The following is a 21,047-nucleotide window of genomic DNA, read 5'->3' as shown; positions in this document are numbered from 1 at the left end:
CATCTTTAACTAAAAATGCTTATACCGAAGTGTTCTTTAATATTTTTTCTTTAGGAGTTAAGTTCAAGATTACACCAAGCATAACTCCGATAATAAATCCTACTGCATGTACAAAAAGTCTCTCGATAATATCAACCAAACTATTAACAAATAAAATATTTCCGAGTATACCATAACCTATCAGATACTCCATTTCCCGACTTTTTATATGCTCTATAAAAAAAGATTTATTCCTTATGCAATATATTACTATTACACCGATTAATCCAAAAATTCCAGGGGAACTGCCAACAGACGAACCAGGTGAAAAAATAAAGACAAAGATAATTCGTTCTAATGTGTTACTAACCATGAAGATCAATAAAAACCAGGTGCTCTTAATTTTTGATTCAATAAGTATCCCCGTGCAATAAGTCGCTAAACTGTTAGCAAAAATATGAATAACTCCAAAATGAAATAAAGGCGCAGTTATTACTCTCCACCATTGATTATTCAAAAACACTTTCTCATTATTTAATGTTCCCCATTGAAGCAAAAGTCCATTAAGGAAGAAAGTATCCACTAAAAAAATTGAAAAAAATACGATTATAAGGAATACTGCTATTTTGGGATATTTCAAAAATCTCACCTCAAAGATTTGTGGAAGTTGCTACGGTATACCGCTGATTTCTTATAACGTTTTAGTATTTACGAACCCGAAAGGCTTAAGGTGCGTCAGCACCGGGTCGAAGACTTAGCCTTGCAGGGTTGATTGCCTGACTCCGCTCCTGGCTTCTTATCTTCCGGCAATCCCAGGAGCCTTAAGGATCCGCCGCGTGATTACAATGTTATATGCTGTTGCTGCCATCTTCGATAAACAAGTTAGATCCTTATATCAATGATTTTATATATTCTATTGCTTCTTTAGATACGTAATTAGATAGGTGATTTACTTGTTTCGATTCTATAAACATCCTTACTAGTGTACTGCTTGTATTTAGATGATCAGTTTTTGGAGTTAGATATACTGTTTCTGCCGTGCATATTTTACTATTGTATTGTTCTAATTTTATTTCATGGTCTAAATCTGTTGAGCCTCTAATACCTCTAATAATTACATCGATATTTTCATCATTCACAAAATCAGCAACTATTCCATTATGTTGAATTATCTTAACGTTTTTCAAATGATTTGTAGATAGCAATACAATTTTGCATCTTTGTTCTGCACTAAACATATGATTTTTTTGAGAATTCTGGGCAATAACAACAGTCACGGAATCAAATATTCTTGTTGCTCGTTCGAGTATATTTAAATGTCCTAATGTAAAAGGATCGAACGATCCTGGATAAACTGCTTTCATAACTCATCTCCAATTTTTTAGATTTGCAGCAATTGCATATAACGTTCTCGTATTCACGAAACGACCCAGCCTTAGATAGCTCTTATCTTAGGCTGGGTCGTTTATTGTCTGAGCATCTCCTTCGATTGTTCATCTAACAACCAAGAGACCGCAAGGTATCGCAGCGTGAATATTATGTTAAGTGAAGTCTCCCACTTCCTGAATAGCTTTCATAATTATTGGTTTTATTTCTTGCAAATTTCTTGTAGATACTTCCCAAATGATGCTTTCATCAATACCGAAGTATTCATGAATCAAGATGTTCCTTAGCCCAATCATATTCCTCCATGGAACTTCCTGATACTTTTTCTTTATTTCATCATTAATGTTTCTAGCCGCTTCTCCAATTATTTCTAGATTTCGTACTACTGCATCCAAAAGCATTTGATTTGATAAAAAGTCCTCATACCCAACGTTCAAGAGATACGATTCTATCCGATGAATTGACTCTAAAATGTCCATTAATGAATTTATTGGCCGTTTCACTGATATTGTACCTCACTAAGTATTTCATCCTTCATATAAGGTTTAATGGCATTAGGAGTAACAAGATCAATGTGGCGGTTAAATATAGTCTCCAAATAATGCTTCAGCTCCAGGAATTCAAATCCAACAGGACGAGAAAATTCAACTAACAAATCAATATCACTGTTTTCTGTCTGTTCATCACGAGCAAAGGAACCAAATAGCCCGATCTTCTCGACATAAAAATGTTCCTTCAAATAATGCTTTTCGGATCTCAATTTATTTTCAATATCTTCTCGCTTCAATGAACTTCCCTCCTCTGAATCATTATTATGCTTTCATTATAACCTAAAGAGTTATTTTTGGTTCCTAGTGTCTTACGGAGAGATTTCACTTAACGTTCCTGTATTCACGACGTCCGACGAAGTCGGATGTGTCTGCTGAGTCCGCTTCCCTGAAATCCATCCAGCAGAACAAGGCTCCGTTAGGAGCCGCAGCTTGAATATTATGTTAGACGACGGAATCTCTTCATGAATCGACCTTCACTATGTATCTTCAGCAGGTACATATTCAATCAAATCAGATAATTTGCAGTTAAATGTATCGCATAGCTTGAATAAGGTTTCTAATTTTGTTGTTTCTATATTGGTTTCCCTGTATAACTTGTTAATTGAATTCCGACTTAATCCTGATTTCGCCATCAATTCAGTTATATCATCTATTCGATGCTCTGCCATAAGTTCTCTTATATTACACTTGATAATGCTCATTTTTTCCCCTCCATAATTCTATCTTATCTCTCTTACCAGCAATCATCAACGGAAAGCGAAGTATTAACTCTATAAAGTCAAATATTCACCTTGCAATTAACCTTATAGAGTTATATAATAACTCTATAGAGTTAAAAAAGGAGGTCTAACATATGGTTAATACATTAGATTCATTAGCAGAACCACTCATAAGAATAAGATTGGAATTACTCTACACTGAACTTTCAGAACATCATACCGAATACAGTCAACTTACTTTAGAAACAGATCAATATTTCAGAACGCTTCGTGATGCTTTACCCGATCAACTTCAACATACAGCTTTTCTTTACGAAGACGCTCAAATTTCTCTCCAGTCCATCCTAGAAAGAAGTATTTACATACAAGGTTTCAAAGATGCTCTACAACTCTTTTGTGAGTTACAGAACTCTGGCATTTAGAGGGTCTTCCGACCCGCTGTTCTATTATTATTGATTCTGTCGTATAACGTTCCCGTATTCACGACGCGAGCCGGCCTTAGATAGCTCCTATCTTAGGTCGGCTCGTGTGTCGTCCGAGTTATCTTCTTCGATTATTATACATCTGGCGACCAAGGGGCGTAAGCCCCGCAGCATGAATATAATGTTATGGGATGTACCGGCTTCCAGAATATACTTACAAGCTATCACTTCTGTATTTGTTAATATAATTATCTACTGTTTCTCTGGCATTTTCGTAAATTCTTATTACTTCATCCAATTCGTTCTTTATTTCTATGTTATTTTCCCAATATTCTTTATCGACTCTAAGTATTGAACACAATAAATCTCCAACATATAATTCACCTGATTGTAAAGGGGTCTCAGCTAATCGCTCCAGTGCTAAAGGCAAAAGAATATCTAAACTAGTTTGTTGTAGTATTAATAGTCTCAGATCTTCAAGATTGAACTCATTTAAAGGTTTCTTTCTTAATTCATGAGAACGGACTACCAATCCAGAGCTAAAAACTGGTTCACTCCAGCCCTCTCCTTCAAGTTCTTCGAGGGTTTTAGTTATATCTACTTGCTTCATGAATCTCCCCCCACTCCTTAAATAGTCAGTTCCCGGTATTTCACATAACGTCTCTCGTATTCACGACGCCCATTACCCTTAGATAGCTCTTATCTTAGGGGAAGGGGTGTGTCCGCCTGAACTAACTTCCCCGAATTCTCTCCGCGGCGGACCGAGGGCCGAATAGCCAGATGCGTGAATACGTTGTTATAAGGTGTCACTGCCTTCGAAGCAATACCATCAAGTTTTAATCGTTCAATTTTTTTGTGAAATAGAGAACAATATCATCGTCTATAACAACTCTATCCCCGTACTTAACACAGTGTTGTCCGTTATGTATCCCTTTCCCGTCTGGAACATATCCACGCTTTACGTATAACACTTGAGCATTACCATAATCAGAAAATACTCCTACTCCGATTCCAGAAACTGATGATCTTTCACTTATTATTTCTTCGGCTCGATCCATTAATTTAGAACCAATACCTAATCTCCGATATTTTAATAGAACATTAAAATCACTAACTTCTGGGATAGCATTGTCCCTGAATGCAGGATAATAAGATTTCCAAATTACGTTCACATACCCAGCAAATAGCCCATCAACTTCTGCTATCAATGTGACTCTTTCCCCATTATTTTGTTCAGCAATATATCCCTCATAAAGAGATACTGGTTTATTCCAACCTTGTTCTTTAAAAGAATTTGAGATAATCAAAGGATCATTTTCAGTTATCTCTCGGATTGATATGTTCATATTGATAACTCTTTTCTTTATGATAGTTTTTATTTTTCGCGGGGATTTCTTATAACGTTCCCGTATTCACGAGCCCGAGAGCCTTAAGGCGACAGAGTCGCCGGCCGCGACGCGGTTAGGTTCGCAGATTTGTCCGCCTGATTTCGCTCCCTCGAAATCCCTTGGGCGGACCAAGGATCGGCTACAGCCGATCCGCAGCGTGAATGCAACGTTATCTGATGTCAGGGCCTTCTTCGAATAATCTACAGTGACCTTTCATAGTTTTTTTGTCAGTATTACTTCCAAAGGATCATTCTCTTGCAACAGGCACCCGGTATCTTTATATTCGAGTTTTCTATAAAAGTGTTGCGCATCTTCATTCGATTGTGTAGACGTCATCACTACTTTGAACCCTCGTTGTCTCATTAAATCTTCCCAAAATAATACTACTTTCTTGCCAATTCCTTGTCCGCGATATTCTTCATCAATCCATATCATATTCATAAATGGGGTGTTGTCCCAGAAATATCCAAATCTCATCCATCCAATTTCCTTATTAGACTCTCGAAGGATGAAAATCTCACCTTCTCTAATTTTTACTCTTACAAGTGTCTCACTAATATGTTTGTCTCTTTCAATGATGTATGTATAATCTGATTCTCTCGCAAATTCAATCTCCATTTGTCAATCCCCCAATATTATAATGTTTGCGCTGATTTCTGATAACGTTATTGTTTCACGACGCCCCACCACCTTAAGTCCCGTAAGGGACGGCCGCAATGCGGTTAGGTGGTGCGGGTGTGTCCGGCTGAATCCGCTTCTCTGCTACTGAAATTCCTCTCTGATTCCACTTCTAACTTCGTGCCGGACCGAGGGCGAATGCCCGATGCGTGAATATTGTGTTATAAGATGTCCCCGCTTTCGAAGCATTACTCAATAGTTCTTTCGTATAGTCAATGGCAAAGGTAATCCTTCAGTTTGCATCTCGTCGTCTTCAATATGTCTAATTTCTTTTACAACATATTTCCCTTCATAAAAAGCATACTCTACCTCTAAATAACCAGCATACTGTTCTGTTCTTCCATCTCCAATTCTCACGCCGCCAATTAATTTCCCATTGACCACCTTATAATTTATCCAGTCGTCATAATATGCCTTTAAGTCACCATACTTAGATGTTTCATAAATCAATCTATCCTCTAGATATACTTGTTTTCCTGAAAATCTTATGTTCTCTGTGATGATTTCTTGTATAGGTTCAACGATGACTTCGGTCGAATTGATTGCTATTACATGCGCTTCCGAAAGAATAATTCCAGTTCCATGATCAAAAATGTTGATAAAGACAATTTCATTTTGATTATCTTGATTAATATCCTCATAGTAAATTATTGGATCTCTCAAAGAACTTTGATTCCATTGAAAGGGTCCGGCTTCACCCTCATTATTCCTAATAATAAAATCTGAAATCTTATCACCATGTTCAGATAATTTTCCAGTAATATGAATATCATAGTCTTCATTAATGAATTCAATTGTTTTGCTTACTTCAACCAATTGTTCAGAATCAATTGTTTCTCCATTTTCCTTATTTTCTGTTTTGACTACTTCTTCACTACATCCAACTAGAAAGAGAAGAATTAAATGAATTAAAAGATATTTTTTAATTTTTCTTTCTCCCTTCAGATATTGAGTTTTTGTATGGTTTGCGGGGATTTCTGATAACGTTTGCGCATTACCGACGTCCAATCAGCTTAAGGACCGTAGATCCGGGTGGCTCTGCCACTTAGCTGGTTGGATGTGTCACCTGAATTAACTTCTTTGATACTTCCTTCCTGGTGACCAAGGGAGCGTAGCGACCGCTGTGGTAATGTAATGTTAGAGGATGTTAATGCCTTCTTCGAAATTTCTAGAGTCTTACTGAATCTCAATTAATATATTTCTCCTTCATTTAAAGTATTAATATTTGATAAGCCAATTCCTCAAAATGATTCCTTTCATAGAGTCTTTTAGCACTTAAATTAGACTTTGTAATACGTAAACAAACTTTTTGTACATTCTTCTTTTCAATCATGTGTTTAATACAATGCGCTAAGATTATACTTCCATATCCACGATTCTGATATCCTGGAGAGACAACTAAATCCCGAATATAGTTCTTATCTATTATATATGCTCCTATCAATTGGTTCCCTAACCAAAACGAACGGAATTCATTATCTCGTACTTTTTCCTGAAGACCTGCTTGGAATACTTTTGAATTGGTATAGTACCAATCTGTTTGCCAACCATTTTCTTTGTTTAATTGAAAATAACCTTTGTCAAATAATTCAACTAAATGATCCAACATGCTGTCTTCAAATTGTTTTTCAATCAATTCTGATTGCGATATTACTGGTGCTTCTTGTCTATTATAAAATAGATGATATCCCTCCATATCCGCTTTAAACCCAAGGCTTTGTACGAATTCTATAGCCCCGACATTTTTTCCATACACATTGAAGCATAGTTCTTTTTCATTCACTTCATTAATGAATGGCTTCATATCTGCCATTATTAGACCTTTACATTTTTCTTTATTGGGTTCATTTAAAAATGAAAAATAAGCTATATTACAATCATTATTCTCGACTATACAAAACACACCATGTTCATCAATCGATTTATTATAATAGAACACTTTCACCATGTTATTATTAAATGCTTCGTTCACACAGTTCCTTCCTTGTGGGGAAATTTTTTCTATTAAGTTAAGAATATCTCCTCTTATTTCTGTATCCATACTACAACCCCTTTTATAAGAATTTAAGATGTTAACCATGATCTGCATTAATTTCCTCTAACGTTCCCGTATTCACGAACCCGAGAACCTTAAGCCCCCAACCGGGGCGGCCGCGACATTGTTAGGTTCGCAGGGTTGTCCGCCTGATTTGCTTCCCTGCCAATCCCCCCTGGCGGACCAAGGATCGGCTTCAGCCGATCCGCAGCGTGAATATAATGTTATACGATGTCGGCGCTTCTTCGAATTACTTACAAATCCGCTTCACTGGGGTTCCATCCGATCTTTTGACTCCATGTATTAGCCTTCTTTATAATATCCCATACGATTTCAGTCTTGGCTTCTACATATTGTTCTCTTTGATCTCTATACCGGTTTGCTATTTCATATTTCGTCCTGGCATATTGATCTCTATCATCTTCATGAGTTCTTAAGTAATCTCGAAATAATAAATTGAATTGTTCAGACCAGCTACCTGCTTGCCTTACATGAATATGGGTTCTTCTCGTCCCGGGTGCTTCTCTGAAGTACCTCTTAGTCAAATCATCATTATCCAAACGATATCGATATCCTATAGATGCAAGTCCAGATATGATTGACTCTATATTGCCTAAATCCCTTACAGATATCTGAATATCAATAATGGGCTTAGCTGCTAAACCAACAACTGCCGTCGATCCAATATGATCAATTCTATATACATCAGAGCCAATTTTCGTTACGATCTGGGCTCTTAATTCATCAAAGAGACTTGGCCAATTATCGCTGTACGGCTCAATAATCACTGGATCCTTCATCGAGATCACCAACTCTATTGATTTTTTATGCTATTCGCCGATTTCTTATAACGTTCAACGTATTCACGACGTCCGACGTAGTCGGATGTGTCTGCTGAAACGCTTCTAAGAAATCTACCCAGCAGACCAAGGCTCCAATAGAGCCGCAGCTTGAATATTATGTTATACGACGGAATCTCTTCTTCGATTAATCTAAAAATCCTTTTATTGTTTCATATAGTTTTGATCTTTCATTTCTTCTTATATCATGTCCACTCTCTTTAAATTCTTCTATTTGAATTTTTAGAAATTGTCTTTTGTATTGTTCTAATCCTTTATTCGATAATAGAGAATCCTTTTGTAATCCACGCATTACAAGCACTGGCTTTGAAAATTCGAATGTGATCTGTTCTTGTGTCGATTCTCGTTGAATTCCATATACTGCTTCCGGCCTAATATTATTGATCCTTTTATAGGGTATTATATAGTTCTCAATATAATCATGTGCCCATTCGACTGGCATCGCCTTATGTTCAGGTGGATAATCTTGAATAAGCAGCTTTTCAATTCGTTCTGAATACAGTCTTGTATAACCTAAGGCATAGGATACACCTCGTGAGTAACCATACAAATAAAAGTGATCTAGACTAGTTTCTTTAACCACAGACTCTATATCCAAAATATGATGCTGCAAATCATAACCATTTTTAGGTGTATCACTTATTCCCCTTCCTCGGAAGGAGAGCGCAACACATCTTCTAGGTAACAAATACTCAATAAAATCTTTATATTCCTCAGCAACTTCTGAGAGACCTGGGCATATTAAAAGAGGAGTTAAGGACTTATCAGAATCATAAAAAGAATCAAGATAATGTACTGTACTATCACTGTTTCTAGTATTCTTTGAAATTAACGCCATCGAAACACCTCCAAACCATGTAAAGATTCTGTTGTATAACGTTCTTGTATCTACGAACCCGAGAGGCTTAAGAGAGCGTCAGCGAACGGGTCTGAAGGACTTAGCCTCGCAGGATTGTTCGCTGATTCACTTCTTTGCATAAATCTTCTCGCGAACCAAGGGGAAAGCCCGCAGCGTAGATACAGTGTTATGTGATGGATCTGTCTTCTTCGAGATGCCCAAATGCTTCATTGTATATATCGCTCATATCAAACCCAAATCCCCATCCAATGTCCTGACTGGAAACCATGAGCTTATGGCACCATTCTATATAATCATCTTTTTCATGTTTGACTATTATTGCAACTGCTTGATCATATATGCTTGCTATTGTGTGATAAAATTTCTGATCTATGTCCCCAAAAGTATTAGTAAAATCTATACCACAATCTACTGTGAATAACATTATATCTATAACTTGCTCTTGATTCGTAGTTAACTTGCTAAAATCTTTAATAGCTTTCTTAATAACTGGATATCTCAAAATTTCTCTACTTCTCGGATTAAATTCTTTTTCTACTATTTTTTTATATTTTTCCAGTAAATCTTCATTATCAGGATTAAGCTTAGCAAAATAGTAGTCCTGTATTTCTGAATGTGTTTTAACTATAGAAATAATCTCTTTCTCGAGTTGCTGCCTATCAAGTAGTTTTAAGTATTTTTTTAGATCGTTTATTTTTAATTTTGACATCATAGTACCCTCGCTTAATTGTATTTCAGATCTTCACATAACGTACCCGCATTTCTGACGTTCGAGCAGCTTAAGGTGCGTAGCACCGGGTCGTCAGACTTAGCCGGTTGAATGTATCGCCAGAATAAGCTTCTTCAATATCCCTCTTGGCGATCAAGGAGCGCCAGCGACGACGTAGAAATGTTATGTTATGTGATGTTGGGACTTCATCGAAATCACTGTCAATCGGTCTTTTGTTCTTATTGTTAATCTCCAAGCGATTTTTAATCTTTCTAATATCATCAATCAATTAATTTTCGCTTTTAAAGTATTCTATCCCCAATACTATTAATCCGGATAGGAACAATAACATTCCTATTACAAATGGGAAACCCAGAAATAAACTATCTACTACATCGTTTCCATATTGTTTTGCACCAAAAATCATAAACCAAAGTTTTGACCCCGACCATGATGTTACACTTGGAACAACCATAGCTGCAGCTATAATAATACACAATGTGATTATTGTGCCTGTTAACGTAAGAATTCCACCAATTATTGTTTTCTTCATCTTGTTAATTAACACCTCTTCCAAAAATTATTTGTAACGTATTGGATTTAATTTCTCTAGTCTTTTGTGGTTTATAATATGTTTTCCCCCGAATTTCACATAACGTCTCTTGTATTCACGAACCCGAGAACCTTAAGGCGCTTTAGCGCCGGCCGCTGCGCGGTTAGGTTCGCGGGGTTGTCCGCCTGATCCATCTTCCGGAAAAGCCTCGGGCGGACCAAGGGGCGTTAGCCCCGCAGCGTAAATACGGTGTTAGGTGATGTTTCCACTTCCTAGAATTCTCTTTCAAAATGCTCTTCAAAAAATGCTTTTACATGCCCTACAAATTCAATATTAGTCTTGTAATAGATTTTATTAATTTGATTAGGTATAAAGCCTAACTTTACTTCTTTTCCTTTGTATAAGCTTATTCCGAAAACATACCCTGCTCTTCCTTCTTGATTTTCATCTGGCTCTAATACTATGTCCTTAACTTCACTAAGAAATTGCATAATTACCTGTTGATCTTCTATGACTTTTCTTTCTCCAGTAGATCCATCCAATAACTCAATCCTATCTACTTCTAAAATGCTCTCTGGATATGCTTCAGATAAAGTAATCGGCTTTAATTTAATTGGATCAGTTTTCCACTGACATCCCGTTATAAAAACCAAAAGAAGTACTACGATAAAGTGTTTCACGAAGATCACATCCTGACTTTGGTAATTTGAAATCGATAAATTACCGACGCAAGAAGATCTTTGAATGTTTCAATGCTCTTGATCTTGGCAATTTCACATAACGTTCTTGTATTCACGAAACGACCCAGCCTTAGATAGCTCTTATCTTAGGCTGGGTCGTTTGTTGTCTGAGTGTTCTTCCATGATTATAAATCTGACAACCAAGGGGTGGTAGCCCCGCAGCTTGAATACATTGTTATGCGTCGTTACTGTCTTCGAAGCACCACCTAAAAACCTTTGATCAAGATTCCAACTCTATTTTTTACTTTGGTATACAAACTCAACTTCACCATCTAGCAAATATCGATATTCAAATAATTGCATTGTTCTTTCCCTAATTCTCTCCCGTATAACCGTGCCTAGGCTTACCGATCCTTGTGATCCAAGGTAACCATTATGAATAAATGTATTCTCTACAAATTTTGTTTCCCTTAAGTGATACTGTAACCATTCTTTCTGCTATTCAATTAGTGCTTCTCTTGGTTCTCTATCCAACTTAGAAAGAAGCTTTTTATATATTTGGTTCAACTCTATATCCCAAATCTCTGTATATTTGCTTTCCAACGCCCCCCATCCAAATGTTGAAAACTCTTTGGAATTTTGAAATTCATTAAATTCCACTTCATAATCATGATCTATAGGATTTCGAAGCATTTCATCATAAAATTCTCCAGTCAAATTATAGTCCCCAATGCTCATGGATAACACTTCATTGTTAGAAGGATCTGATCGACCTTCAGTTATTTCTTTCGATTCTGTTCCATTACCTGTACTCACTACATCAGGAGGCAGTTCAGAATTCATTATTGATTTACTTTCGCTGTTCAAGGTAGTTGATTGACTAATATTTTGACAAGATGAAAACACTATCGTAATAAAAAATAATAAGAGTATCTTACCTTTCATAAATTATCTCATTAAATATTATCTTTAATATTTACCGGTAATGGCGCATAACGTTCTTGTATTCACGAACCCGAGAACCATAAGGCAGCTTTAGCTACCAGCCACGACTGCGGTTAGGTTCGCAGGGTTGTCCGCCTGATTGTGCTTCCCTGCTAGTTGGACCAAGGATCGGCTTCAGCCGATCCGCAGCGTGAATATAATGTTATACGATGTCTGCGCTTCTTCGAATCACTTACAAATCAGCTTTACTGGGTTTCCATCCGATCTTTTGACTCCATGTATTAGCCTTCTTTATAATATCCCATACGATTTCAGTCTTAGCGTCTACATATTGTTCTCTTTGATCTCTATACCGGTTTGCTAATTCATACTTCGTCCTGGAATATTGATCTCTATCATCTTCATGAGTTCTTAAGTAATCTCGAAATAATAAATTGAATTGTTCAGACCAGCTACCTGCTTGCCTTACATGAATATGAGTTCTACTCATCCCAGGTGCTTCTCTGAAGTACCTCTTAGTCAAATCATCATTATCCGAACGATATCGATATCTTAAAGATGCAAGTCCGGATATGATTGTCTCTATATTGCCTAAATCCCTTACAGATATCTGAATATCAATGATGGGCTTAGCTGCTAAACCAACTACTGCCGTCGATCCAATATGATCAACTCTATGTACGTCAGAACCAATTTTCTTTACAATCTGAGTTCGTAATTCATTAAAGAGATTTGGCCAACTATCGTTGTACGGCTCAATTATCACTGGATCCTTCATCGAAATCACCAACTCAAATGATTTTTTACGTTCTTCTCCGATTTCTTATAACGTTCCTGTATTCATGAACCCCAAAGAGGTTGTCTGCTGAAATGCCTCACCGGAATCCACTTCGCAGACCAAGGCTCCGAAGGAGCCGCTGCTTGAATATTATGTTATGAACGACGGATTCACTTCTTGAATCTTCCCTCACTATTGATTATCTCCAGGTAGATATTCAATCAAATCAGATAATTTACAGTTAAATGTATCGCAAAGCTTGAATAAAGTTTCCAGCTTTGTTGTTTCTATATTCGTTTCCCTATATAGCTTATTAATTGAATTCCGACTCAATCCCGATTTCGCCATCAATTCTGTTATATCATCTATTCGATGTTCTGCCATGAGTTCCCTTATATTGCACTTGATTACGGTCATCTTTTCCCCTCCATAATTCTATCTTATCTCCCATATCAGTAATCATCAACAAAAAGCAAAGATTCAACTCTACAAAGTCAAATATTCACCTTGTAATTAACTCTATGAGTTTATAATAACTCTATGAAGTTAATTAAAGGAGGAACAACATACATATGATTAATGCATTAGAATCATTGACAGAGCCACTTATAAGAATACGTTTAGAATTACTCTTTGCTGAGCTTCTGAAGTACCATATGGAGTACAATCAGCTTTCTTCGGAGACAGATCAATACTTTAGAACGCTTCGCGAAGCGTTACCCGATCAACTTCAACATAAGGTTTTTCTGTACGAAGATGCTCAAATTTCTCTCCAATCCATCTTAGAAAGAAGCATCTACATACAAGGTTTCAAAGACGCTCTACAACTCTTTAGTGAATTGAAAAATTCTAACATCTAGAGGATCATATGATCCTCTTTCCTATTGTTTTTGATTCTGTCGTATAACGTTTTCCCGATTCACGAACCCGCTAGGGTTGTCTGTCAAAGGCAGACCAAGGAACGAAGTGACTCTGTGTGAATCAGATGTTATACGACAGATTTTTAATATTGTAATGTTCTTACCTTTTTAATTTTCTATCCTTGTTTAATCTTTTACTTATCTGATTCACTTGAAAAATAATATCATCTTTTAATTTATCGATTTCTATCATGCTCTCTCTTGACAAATACACAAATCCATTGTAATTGGATCTGTTACATATTCTAATAATATCAGAAATTGTATATTCTATTTCGATAAGCTCACTTTGTAGTGGTTCCATATATCCAAAAATGGGTTTAGTTCCTATACCTGATTTTTGTGTACTCCCAGTAAAGATTAGTTCTTTTGCTTCTTTTAATCCACGAATCATGTCTTCATAGCTTCCCTCGCAATATCTATTATCCCGCAGGGCGCTCCGATCTAACATTCTTTGAATAATATCAAAACAGTCAGCATCACTAAGAGGCGATAACACATGAACTGGAATACTCTTTTTTATAAGTTCCAAAATTTCTTCCTTTTTCTCTAAACTACACCCTTTGATACGTTTTGTTATATAATCAATACCGACTGTTTGAGCATTGTCTTTCTTATATCTTGTATGGTGAACAAAACCTATGATCGTAATTTTATCCACCTTAATTTTATGTTTTGCATACTGCTCCATAGTGTTTTTTATTTTTGCGCTGTCTGCTCTTACTGTAACCTGAATAGCATGCTTCTCCTGGCTATTAATCAAATCAATAGCTGGTTGACTGGGAGTCTTTACGTTCGAATTCATCCAACTCCCTTCACCATCAAATTTATTGAACAAATCCATAATGAAAGTTTCTAAAGAAAAACCAATATCATTAAGTGTAGTTTTGGCACTTAAGTCAACATGACTTTTTAAAAATGAAAATAATGTCACTATTTGATTTATTACAAGTTGATCCTGCATCTTTAACTCTCCTCGAATTTAGATCTCTGTATCTGTCGTATAAGGTTCTCGTATTCACGATGTCCCACCGACTTAAGGCTGCGTCAGCAGCCGGCCGCGATGCGGTTAGTAGGTGTGGATGTGTCCGTTGAATCAGCTCCACTGCCAAATGCTTCTCGCGGGCCGAGGGCCGAATGGCCCGATGCGTGAATATAATGTTAGACGACGTTACTTGGCTTCAGAGCGATTTCCCACATGACCTTCTTATTCTGGTACCTTAAAAGTTCATATTCTTCTATGTACATGTACTCCCACTTATCTTTGTTGAAAAACCGCTCTATCTCACTCTGATCAAAGAATCTTCTATTAATCCCTTCATTCTTGTATAGATACTTGTCTTGGCTTTGTTGAACTTCACCTTTATTTACTATTTCTTTTTTCGAGTTTAATCTACACAACAATAGTCCTTTCGTATTTAACGCACTATGTATGTTATTTATTATTTTATTGGTCGTATCTTCATCAAAATAATGCAGACTGAGATCCGCTATTAATATGTCTATGGATCCTTTATCAAAGGGTATCCCCTCACTCATGTCAAAGCAATGCGTCTTACAATCAGGAATTGATCCCTTAAGTTTTCTCAGTGCTTCCTCAGAGATATCACATGCTATTGGATTAAATCCTCTCTCTGATAAATAAAGGCTGTTATTCCCTATACCACATCCTAAATCAATAATCCGCATGTTAGCTTCATTGAATTCTTTTGAATATTTACTTCATGTTTGGTCTTTGAAATGAATGATTCCAATATTCCTTTAAGCTTTTCATAGTAATCTCCATTCAAGTAATTCACGAACCCGAAAGGCTTAAGGTGCGTCAGCACCGGGTCCGCTTGCGGACTTAGCCTTGCAGGGTTGTCTGCCTGCTCATACTTCTCCGAATTGCTTCGGGCAGACCAAGGGGGCTTGTCCCACGCAGCGTGAATACTCTGTTACGTGATGTCACAGTCCTCCTCGATAAACCTTATAAAATCTAATCATTCCACAATCTTGTTACTTCTTTTAATTCTAAGTCCTCAAATAGCATTTTATAGATATCAGGTTTCTTTAATTGATTCAAGAATTCTAAGTCATAAGCTGGATCAAAATGATTCATCATCAAAGTCATTACAAGACCATGAGTCCCGACTGCTATTTTCTTCCCTTTATGCTCTTTTAGTATGGGTTTTAGAACTGCGATCGCTCTTTTCTGACAATCAGCATTAGACTCTCCACCCGGCAAGGTATAATCAGGGTCATTAAAATTCTCTCTAATACTAGACATTAACTCTGCATTTTCAATAATATCTGCTGCAAAATGACGTTCCCTAAGATCTTCAAATACTTTAATATCTAAGTTTAAGTGCTCGGCCAATCCCTCAACACTAAGAATTGCCCGAGTATAAGGACTTGATATAATCATGTCTATTCCTTCACCTATAAGTAACTTCGTTACTTTTTCAATATCGACCTTTCCTTTTGGGGTAAGCCCTCTTGTTCTTTCATTTCCTTGAGTGTATGGTGACTCTCCATGCCTAACCATATAGATAATTGTCTTCATACAGGCCTCCTTGAGATGTTTTCATTAAATAAATTACTGTGATTTCACATAACGTTCCCGCATTCACAAAACTCGAGAACCTAAAGCCCCCAAAGGGGGCGGCCGCGAGCGGTTAGGTTCGCAGGGTTGTCGCCTGATTCCACTTCCTCGGACTGCCTCGGGCGGACCAAGGGGCGTCAGCCCCGATGCTTGAATGCATTGTGTGAAGGACCCTCTTCCATGATTTATTCCAAAAAATCGGTTTGCAGTGTCCATTCTAATCTTCTAAGCCATTCATTCTTTACATCTTCATTTGCATTCTTAATTCGGTTCAAAATACTAGTCACTCTTGAAACCGAGAACGCTTTTACTAATTCTCAAGTTATTAGCACATTAGAATAAAAGTTATATGTCCTTAAGAAATTCTCAGAGAGTTCCTTACATACGTGAGGATAATGTAGATGAACAAACCATACTACCCATGCAACATCTTGCAAAGGATTCCCCCAGCCTGCCCACTCCCAATCAATTACGAAAAGTGAATCATTAGAGAAGATTGTGTTATGAGGTCCGAAATCTCCATGAATTAAGGTTTCCTCTTCATTTACTGAAATCGAAAGAACCCGCTTCACTTCGTCCTTCAAAGAGCTTGGTACAAAGTCAAAAGAATCAATATCAACATTGATAAGATCTATTCCCGGAAAATGTAAGCCACTGCCTCTCCGCTTTATTGAATGAATGTCATTTGCTAAACGAAAACCAAGTAATTTATAGATTTCTCGAACTTTATCAATATCTCCGTTATCTAAAAATATCTGGCTATTGACTCCATGTATATAATCCATAATGATATACAGTGATTCGTTGTCTTCAAAATAATCATAAATTGCGGGTGAAACACCGGAATTGTTCAAAATAGTTAAACTATTAATCTCTGTTCTTGCATCAATGCTGTTCTTTTTGAAAATCTTTGCGATAACTGGGGGATCTGAACCTTCTAAGAGAAGAGTACTATTGGTATAGCCTCCTGAAAGTGCGGTCAATTTTATATTTTGAAACTTACTCAATAAGATGTCGTTAGCCATCCGATTCATGCCTTCTTTCTCTGCTATTAGGGTCTTTCACATAACGTTCACGTATTCACGACGTCCGACGGAGTCGGATGTGTCCGGCCGATTTCTGCCTCTCCGAACCCCCTCAGCCGGACCGAGAGCGCAAGCCCGATGCATGAATATTACGTTAGATAATGTTGCTGGCTCCTTCGAATCACTCGGGATAATTTTTTGATGCTTCTATCAGTCTACTCTCTTCGTCTAAAGCTTTTAATATTCTGTCTATATCACTAAATTCATAGCTTCTAACTACAATAAGCTGTTGCATATGAAGACCAGGTGGATCTATATTGGGTCTGGATAAGTTATTTAGTAATCGTTCTGGTGTATATAAAATACTCCATCTTTTTGAACCATCTGTGAAATGCATCGTGATCTCTATCCAATTCCATTCTTTTGGATTATCAGTTCCAATCTCATCATCGAAATGCCAGTTTAAAAGTCTTGGTCTTGAATTTGAATCTTTCACCATGGTTTTACCTCTCTTTGTAATCAAGCAATTTCAGCTAACATTATTGTATTCACGAACCCTCACTGGCTTAAGCTGCTGACCGATCCAGCGCAACGATCGGGTCAGCCGTGTCGAAGACTTAGCCAGTGCAGGGTTGTCTGCTGATTCCGCTCCCCGAAAAGCCTCTGCAGACCAAGGGCCGTCAGGCCCGCTGCGTGAATACGGTGTTAGCTGGAGTTTCTGACTTCATTGAGATGCTCGAGTGATATTTGTTTGTTGTTAGTTACATGCTCTTTTGTTCTAAGATCTCTCGTATATAAGGTGTGACTGCAAAACAATCCTCTAGGTCGTTCTCTTCTAGTGCCCAATAGATAATGGTATTGATATGTAATTTATAGTCCTTAAGTATATTTTGTTTTATTCGATTCCAAATTTTGATGTCTTCCGTTCCTATTCCCTTGGAAAGATAATCATCAAAAGAAGATATTATAACTATCATCAGCGTAAATTTCTCTTTGTTGTTTAATTTATTTTTCTCATAATATGTAATAAATTCATTTACTCTTGAAGAATCAGCCGACGTATATTCCCAGTCCTGCGAAAACGGAGTAAATGGCGATAAATGTAATTTCTTTATAAGACTTTCAATTGATTCTTTATCAGCATACTTAGGACTAGTCTCCTCCATTTGTCCACACCTCTTATTTATTTCTTATTACAGCAATTTCAGCTAACGATGACGCGACCCGGCCTTAGATAGCTCTTATCTTAGGCCGGGTCGTGTGTTGTCTGAATTTACGACTATGAGCTTGCTTCTGACAACCAAGGGGCGAATGCCCCGCAGCTTAGATGCATTGTTAAGTGATGTTACTGCCTTCTCTGTATTTACATTCTCATAAATGTTTTACAGATATATATTGTTTCTTATGTATTCTAGTTATTTATAGTATTTTAATGGTATTTCATCATGTCTTATATGTTATAATTTTCTAGTACAATATACGGCTTTAAGGGCGGTGGGCTAATCTCCCAGAAGGGAGGTGATGCCCATGGAGGTCAAAGATGCACTTTCCTTAATGTTCATGTTCGGCATGTTCATTCTGGCATTGCTCACCTACATGAAAAAGAAATAGACCGCCCTCGCTAAGGTAACGGTCTATTTCTCGACCTAACTCCTGTGGCCGACTGCTCTTTATGCAGTTATTGTGCTTAGGAGTCGTGTTCCAGCACGGCTCCTTACTTATTCTTACCTCAGTATAACTCAATTTATAACGCTTTTATAGGTTTTATTGATTATTTTTTATTTATATAAGGTCTGTAATGTTGCTGTAGTAATTTCACTTAACGGTTTTTGTATCTACGAACCCGAGAGGCTTAAAGCGCGAACGCGCCGGGTCCAACGGATTTAACCTCGCAGGGTTGTCTGTTGAATTTACTTCCCCGAATCACATCTTGCAGACCAAGGGCCGAACGGACCGCAGCGTAGATACGATGTTATGAGATGTCAGCGACTTCTTTGAACTACCACCAATATTATTCCAGAATTAAGTCGTTTGTCTTATCGTGTGTTACTAATTCGCTTTTTGAATAGAACTTAACTATCTTCCTATTTTCAATTGCATATTCAATTTCTTTTCTTGTACTACTGCCAATGTAACCACCAACATCGATTACAAATATTTCATCTGACATATCAATTTTATAAAAATGGATTTTTCCAAATAATTCTGCCTGTTCCTTGGTAATCTCAATTCCTTCGCTTTTCTCAAAAAAAGCTAAACTAATAACAATATTACCTTTAAGGGTTAAGTATCTATTCGCTTGTTCAAATTCTTTCTTGAATTTTGTTGATCCACATAGTGTTATGACCTTCATTGTATTCACCTCTGTTATTTCTTGTCCGCTGATTTCTCATAACGTTCTTGTATCTACGAACCCTCACCACCTTAAAGGAGCGATAGCGACTGGCCGCAACGCGGTTAGGTGGTGCAGGGTTGTCTGCCTGACTCCACTTCTTCGAAAAAGCATCTGGCAGACCAAAGAGCGTTAGCGACGCGGTGTAGATACGGTGTTATAGGATGTCAGTGCCTTCTTGAAGTCCCCCGAATTATTTAGATTATATATCTACTTTCATTCCGGTGACATTACCTTCAGAAATAAACTCCTGTGCAGGTTGATTCCCTAACTTAGATTGTTTATATTCACCACTCGTATACTCGTAAATGACCTTCTCCCAAAATCTACGCGATGGGATGTTATTCTCCATTTGTGCGACAATCCATGGACCTGAAAACCGGCTGAAAAGTTGATGAGCAGCCAATCTACCAATTCCTTTATTCTGATATTTCCTCAAGACAAAAAATTCAGACATTAACCATTTATAATCTTTATCATTCCCGCTGTAATCAAATTTTCTAACCAGTGCTAATCCTGCCAAATTATCTTCCGAAAAAATCAAAAATGCTTGTCTATCTTCATCTGTCCAATAATGATCCAAATATCGATATCCGTACAGACCAAACTTATTCAACTCGATTTGTTCTGAATAGCAACTTAATTCATAAAGATAAAGTTCAAGCAAATTCTTTAAGACTTCCTTCTCTTCATATGTTGGAGATTTCAGTTCAACTTTCATGAATTATTCTCCTTCTACTCAAATTTAAGTTATTGAATGATTTGAACGATTTGCGCTGATTTCCTATAATCACGAACCCGAAAGGCTTAAGCGCGCAAGCGCGGGTCCGACGGACTTAGCCAGTGCAGGGTTGTCCGGCTGTAACCGCTTCCCGAAATCCCCCTGCCGGACCGAGGGCGGATGCCCCGATGCGTGAATATGGTGTTATTTGATGTAAGCGCCTTCATTGAGGTACATTCAGATATCTGTTTTCATAACTTGGATTGTAATATCTAAAATAGTTATATTCCATTTGTTCACCCACGGATCCGAGTTGTTTCTTTCCGTAGTTTATGAAACCAGCTTTCTCAATCACTTTTAACGAGTGGGGGTTATCGTCCACAATTGTCGCTATTACATAGTGAATATTAAATGTGTTGAGAGCCCATTGGGTTAAGGCTATTGCAACCTCAGTGGCATACCCAAAACCTCTAAAATGTTTGGAAATACCATAGCCAATTTCAGTTTCAGAGAGCTCCTCAATTACTCCGGCATGACAATGCCCTACAAAAATAGACTCATCCCTTGTTACCACTGCAAAATAAACCGCATCAGATACAATATTAAAAGTTTTGTATTTACTTATCTGCCAATCCAAAAAGTCTGAAGCTTGTTGTTTATTCATTTTCCATCCTGAAGGCCAATCATTTGTATACGCTTGTAAACAAAGAGCGTAAATATGTTCGAAATCATCTCTCGTAAGTCTTCTTATCATTAGACGATCAGTCAGTATAGGTAATGAGGCTTCTGCTTTATTCATTCTTCCTCCATTTGAGATAGATAATTTTATTAGTTTGCGCTGATTTCATATAACGTTCCCGTGT

The 21,047-nt window shown here is 37.2% G+C and carries 29 protein-coding genes and 1 pseudogene; 3 read left to right on the top strand and 27 right to left on the bottom strand.

Going from position 1 to position 21,047, the window contains the following annotated elements; genetic code table 11:
* Positions 1–19 precede the first annotated feature (19 nt).
* The 5 genes from MKY48_RS13760 to MKY48_RS13740 all read right to left on the bottom strand — a co-directional run bounded on the left by MKY48_RS13760 (position 20) and on the right by MKY48_RS13740 (position 2,617).
* Positions 20–619 (bottom strand): rhomboid family intramembrane serine protease, encoded by a 600-nt coding sequence (locus tag MKY48_RS13760; RefSeq protein ID WP_339293185.1) that lies wholly within the window; start codon positions 617–619, stop codon positions 20–22.
* Positions 620–869: 250 nt separating this feature from the next.
* Positions 870–1,343 carry a pantetheine-phosphate adenylyltransferase gene (gene coaD / locus MKY48_RS13755; RefSeq protein WP_339293184.1) on the bottom strand — a complete coding sequence of 158 codons (474 nt, stop codon included), beginning with the start codon at positions 1,341–1,343 and terminating at the stop codon, positions 870–872.
* Between the two features lie 177 nt (positions 1,344–1,520).
* Complete coding sequence (locus tag MKY48_RS13750; protein WP_082361133.1) at positions 1,521–1,868, bottom strand: DUF86 domain-containing protein; 348 nt, start codon at positions 1,866–1,868, stop codon at positions 1,521–1,523.
* Positions 1,865–2,152 carry a nucleotidyltransferase family protein gene (locus MKY48_RS13745; protein WP_053492195.1) on the bottom strand — a complete coding sequence of 96 codons (288 nt, stop codon included), beginning with the start codon at positions 2,150–2,152 and terminating at the stop codon, positions 1,865–1,867. The genes MKY48_RS13750 and MKY48_RS13745 overlap by 4 nt, the downstream gene beginning before the upstream one ends.
* 240 nt (positions 2,153–2,392) lie before the next feature.
* A complete protein-coding gene (locus MKY48_RS13740) occupies positions 2,393–2,617 on the bottom strand; it encodes a helix-turn-helix transcriptional regulator (protein ID WP_339272635.1) in 225 nt (74 codons plus the stop codon).
* A gap of 152 nt (positions 2,618–2,769) precedes the next feature.
* Here MKY48_RS13740 and MKY48_RS13735 point away from each other — a divergent pair, with 152 nt between their 5' ends.
* The gene (locus MKY48_RS13735; RefSeq protein WP_339272634.1) at positions 2,770–3,057 is read left to right on the top strand and encodes a hypothetical protein; all 288 of its coding nucleotides are present in this window, start codon (positions 2,770–2,772) and stop codon (positions 3,055–3,057) included.
* Between the two features lie 214 nt (positions 3,058–3,271).
* Here the strand turns inward: MKY48_RS13735 and MKY48_RS13730 are convergent, their stop codons facing one another.
* From MKY48_RS13730 to MKY48_RS13670, 13 genes and pseudogenes are all read right to left on the bottom strand, one after another.
* Complete coding sequence (locus tag MKY48_RS13730) at positions 3,272–3,667, bottom strand: contact-dependent growth inhibition system immunity protein (RefSeq protein ID WP_339293183.1); 396 nt, start codon at positions 3,665–3,667, stop codon at positions 3,272–3,274.
* Between the two features lie 226 nt (positions 3,668–3,893).
* Complete coding sequence (locus tag MKY48_RS13725) at positions 3,894–4,403, bottom strand: GNAT family N-acetyltransferase (RefSeq protein WP_339293182.1); 510 nt, start codon at positions 4,401–4,403, stop codon at positions 3,894–3,896.
* A 255-nt stretch (positions 4,404–4,658) separates the two neighbouring features.
* The gene (locus tag MKY48_RS13720; RefSeq protein ID WP_339293181.1) at positions 4,659–5,063 is read right to left on the bottom strand and encodes a GNAT family N-acetyltransferase; all 405 of its coding nucleotides are present in this window, start codon (positions 5,061–5,063) and stop codon (positions 4,659–4,661) included.
* 252 nt (positions 5,064–5,315) lie between these two features.
* A complete protein-coding gene (locus MKY48_RS13715) occupies positions 5,316–6,131 on the bottom strand; it encodes a hypothetical protein (RefSeq protein WP_339293180.1) in 816 nt (271 codons plus the stop codon).
* 202 nt (positions 6,132–6,333) lie between these two features.
* Positions 6,334–7,164, bottom strand: a complete 831-nt coding sequence (locus MKY48_RS13710; RefSeq protein ID WP_339293179.1) for a GNAT family N-acetyltransferase — start codon at positions 7,162–7,164, stop codon at positions 6,334–6,336.
* Between the two features lie 248 nt (positions 7,165–7,412).
* The gene (locus MKY48_RS13705) at positions 7,413–7,958 is read right to left on the bottom strand and encodes a GrpB family protein (RefSeq protein WP_339293178.1); all 546 of its coding nucleotides are present in this window, start codon (positions 7,956–7,958) and stop codon (positions 7,413–7,415) included.
* Between the two features lie 187 nt (positions 7,959–8,145).
* Positions 8,146–8,856 (bottom strand): alpha/beta hydrolase, encoded by a 711-nt coding sequence (locus MKY48_RS13700; RefSeq protein ID WP_339293177.1) that lies wholly within the window; start codon positions 8,854–8,856, stop codon positions 8,146–8,148.
* A gap of 187 nt (positions 8,857–9,043) precedes the next feature.
* The gene (locus tag MKY48_RS13695; protein ID WP_339293176.1) at positions 9,044–9,586 is read right to left on the bottom strand and encodes a DUF6155 family protein; all 543 of its coding nucleotides are present in this window, start codon (positions 9,584–9,586) and stop codon (positions 9,044–9,046) included.
* 289 nt (positions 9,587–9,875) lie between these two features.
* Positions 9,876–10,139: a hypothetical protein gene (locus MKY48_RS13690; RefSeq protein ID WP_339293175.1), complete on the bottom strand. Its 264-nt coding sequence runs from the start codon at positions 10,137–10,139 to the stop codon at positions 9,876–9,878.
* 272 nt (positions 10,140–10,411) lie between these two features.
* Positions 10,412–10,819 (bottom strand): hypothetical protein, encoded by a 408-nt coding sequence (locus tag MKY48_RS13685; protein WP_339293174.1) that lies wholly within the window; start codon positions 10,817–10,819, stop codon positions 10,412–10,414.
* A 294-nt stretch (positions 10,820–11,113) separates the two neighbouring features.
* Positions 11,114–11,764 (bottom strand): annotated as a pseudogene (locus MKY48_RS13680) (lysozyme inhibitor LprI family protein).
* A 232-nt stretch (positions 11,765–11,996) separates the two neighbouring features.
* Positions 11,997–12,542, bottom strand: coding sequence for a GrpB family protein (locus MKY48_RS13675; protein ID WP_339293173.1), 546 nt, complete (start codon positions 12,540–12,542; stop codon positions 11,997–11,999).
* A gap of 192 nt (positions 12,543–12,734) precedes the next feature.
* Positions 12,735–12,959: a helix-turn-helix transcriptional regulator gene (locus MKY48_RS13670; RefSeq protein ID WP_069291285.1), complete on the bottom strand. Its 225-nt coding sequence runs from the start codon at positions 12,957–12,959 to the stop codon at positions 12,735–12,737.
* Between the two features lie 155 nt (positions 12,960–13,114).
* On the opposite strand from MKY48_RS13670, the gene MKY48_RS13665 reads away from it, so the two are divergent.
* On the top strand, positions 13,115–13,402 hold the full coding sequence (locus MKY48_RS13665) for a DUF6809 family protein (RefSeq protein WP_339293172.1): 288 nt from the start codon (positions 13,115–13,117) through the stop codon (positions 13,400–13,402).
* Positions 13,403–13,562: 160 nt separating this feature from the next.
* On the opposite strand, the gene MKY48_RS13660 is transcribed toward MKY48_RS13665, so the two are convergent.
* The 6 genes from MKY48_RS13660 to MKY48_RS13635 form a co-directional block, all read right to left on the bottom strand.
* Positions 13,563–14,426: an SMEK domain-containing protein gene (locus tag MKY48_RS13660; protein WP_339293171.1), complete on the bottom strand. Its 864-nt coding sequence runs from the start codon at positions 14,424–14,426 to the stop codon at positions 13,563–13,565.
* A gap of 197 nt (positions 14,427–14,623) precedes the next feature.
* The gene (locus tag MKY48_RS13655) at positions 14,624–15,151 is read right to left on the bottom strand and encodes a class I SAM-dependent methyltransferase (RefSeq protein WP_339293170.1); all 528 of its coding nucleotides are present in this window, start codon (positions 15,149–15,151) and stop codon (positions 14,624–14,626) included.
* 289 nt (positions 15,152–15,440) lie between these two features.
* A complete protein-coding gene (locus tag MKY48_RS13650) occupies positions 15,441–16,007 on the bottom strand; it encodes a histidine phosphatase family protein (RefSeq protein ID WP_339293169.1) in 567 nt (188 codons plus the stop codon).
* A gap of 356 nt (positions 16,008–16,363) precedes the next feature.
* Complete coding sequence (locus tag MKY48_RS13645; RefSeq protein WP_339293168.1) at positions 16,364–17,071, bottom strand: aminoglycoside phosphotransferase family protein; 708 nt, start codon at positions 17,069–17,071, stop codon at positions 16,364–16,366.
* 181 nt (positions 17,072–17,252) lie between these two features.
* A complete protein-coding gene (locus MKY48_RS13640; RefSeq protein ID WP_339293167.1) occupies positions 17,253–17,570 on the bottom strand; it encodes a hypothetical protein in 318 nt (105 codons plus the stop codon).
* 262 nt (positions 17,571–17,832) lie between these two features.
* Positions 17,833–18,237 (bottom strand): hypothetical protein, encoded by a 405-nt coding sequence (locus MKY48_RS13635; RefSeq protein WP_339293166.1) that lies wholly within the window; start codon positions 18,235–18,237, stop codon positions 17,833–17,835.
* Between the two features lie 361 nt (positions 18,238–18,598).
* Between MKY48_RS13635 and MKY48_RS13630 the strand changes: the two genes are divergently transcribed.
* Positions 18,599–18,682, top strand: a complete 84-nt coding sequence (locus MKY48_RS13630; protein ID WP_220687457.1) for a putative holin-like toxin — start codon at positions 18,599–18,601, stop codon at positions 18,680–18,682.
* A gap of 400 nt (positions 18,683–19,082) precedes the next feature.
* On the opposite strand, the gene MKY48_RS13625 is transcribed toward MKY48_RS13630, so the two are convergent.
* The 3 genes from MKY48_RS13625 to MKY48_RS13615 form a co-directional block, all read right to left on the bottom strand.
* Positions 19,083–19,424 carry a hypothetical protein gene (locus MKY48_RS13625; RefSeq protein WP_339293165.1) on the bottom strand — a complete coding sequence of 114 codons (342 nt, stop codon included), beginning with the start codon at positions 19,422–19,424 and terminating at the stop codon, positions 19,083–19,085.
* 241 nt (positions 19,425–19,665) lie between these two features.
* Positions 19,666–20,184, bottom strand: a complete 519-nt coding sequence (locus tag MKY48_RS13620) for a GNAT family N-acetyltransferase (protein ID WP_339293164.1) — start codon at positions 20,182–20,184, stop codon at positions 19,666–19,668.
* 223 nt (positions 20,185–20,407) lie between these two features.
* Positions 20,408–20,983: a GNAT family N-acetyltransferase gene (locus MKY48_RS13615; protein WP_339293163.1), complete on the bottom strand. Its 576-nt coding sequence runs from the start codon at positions 20,981–20,983 to the stop codon at positions 20,408–20,410.
* Positions 20,984–21,047: the final 64 nt, after the last annotated feature.

This window comes from Paenibacillus sp. FSL W8-0187 (genome assembly GCF_037969755.1).
GTDB lineage: Bacteria > Bacillota > Bacilli > Paenibacillales > Paenibacillaceae > Paenibacillus_AQ.
The sequence above is the reverse complement of the archived record's forward strand: the minus strand, read 5'-3'. Positions and strand labels throughout refer to the sequence as shown.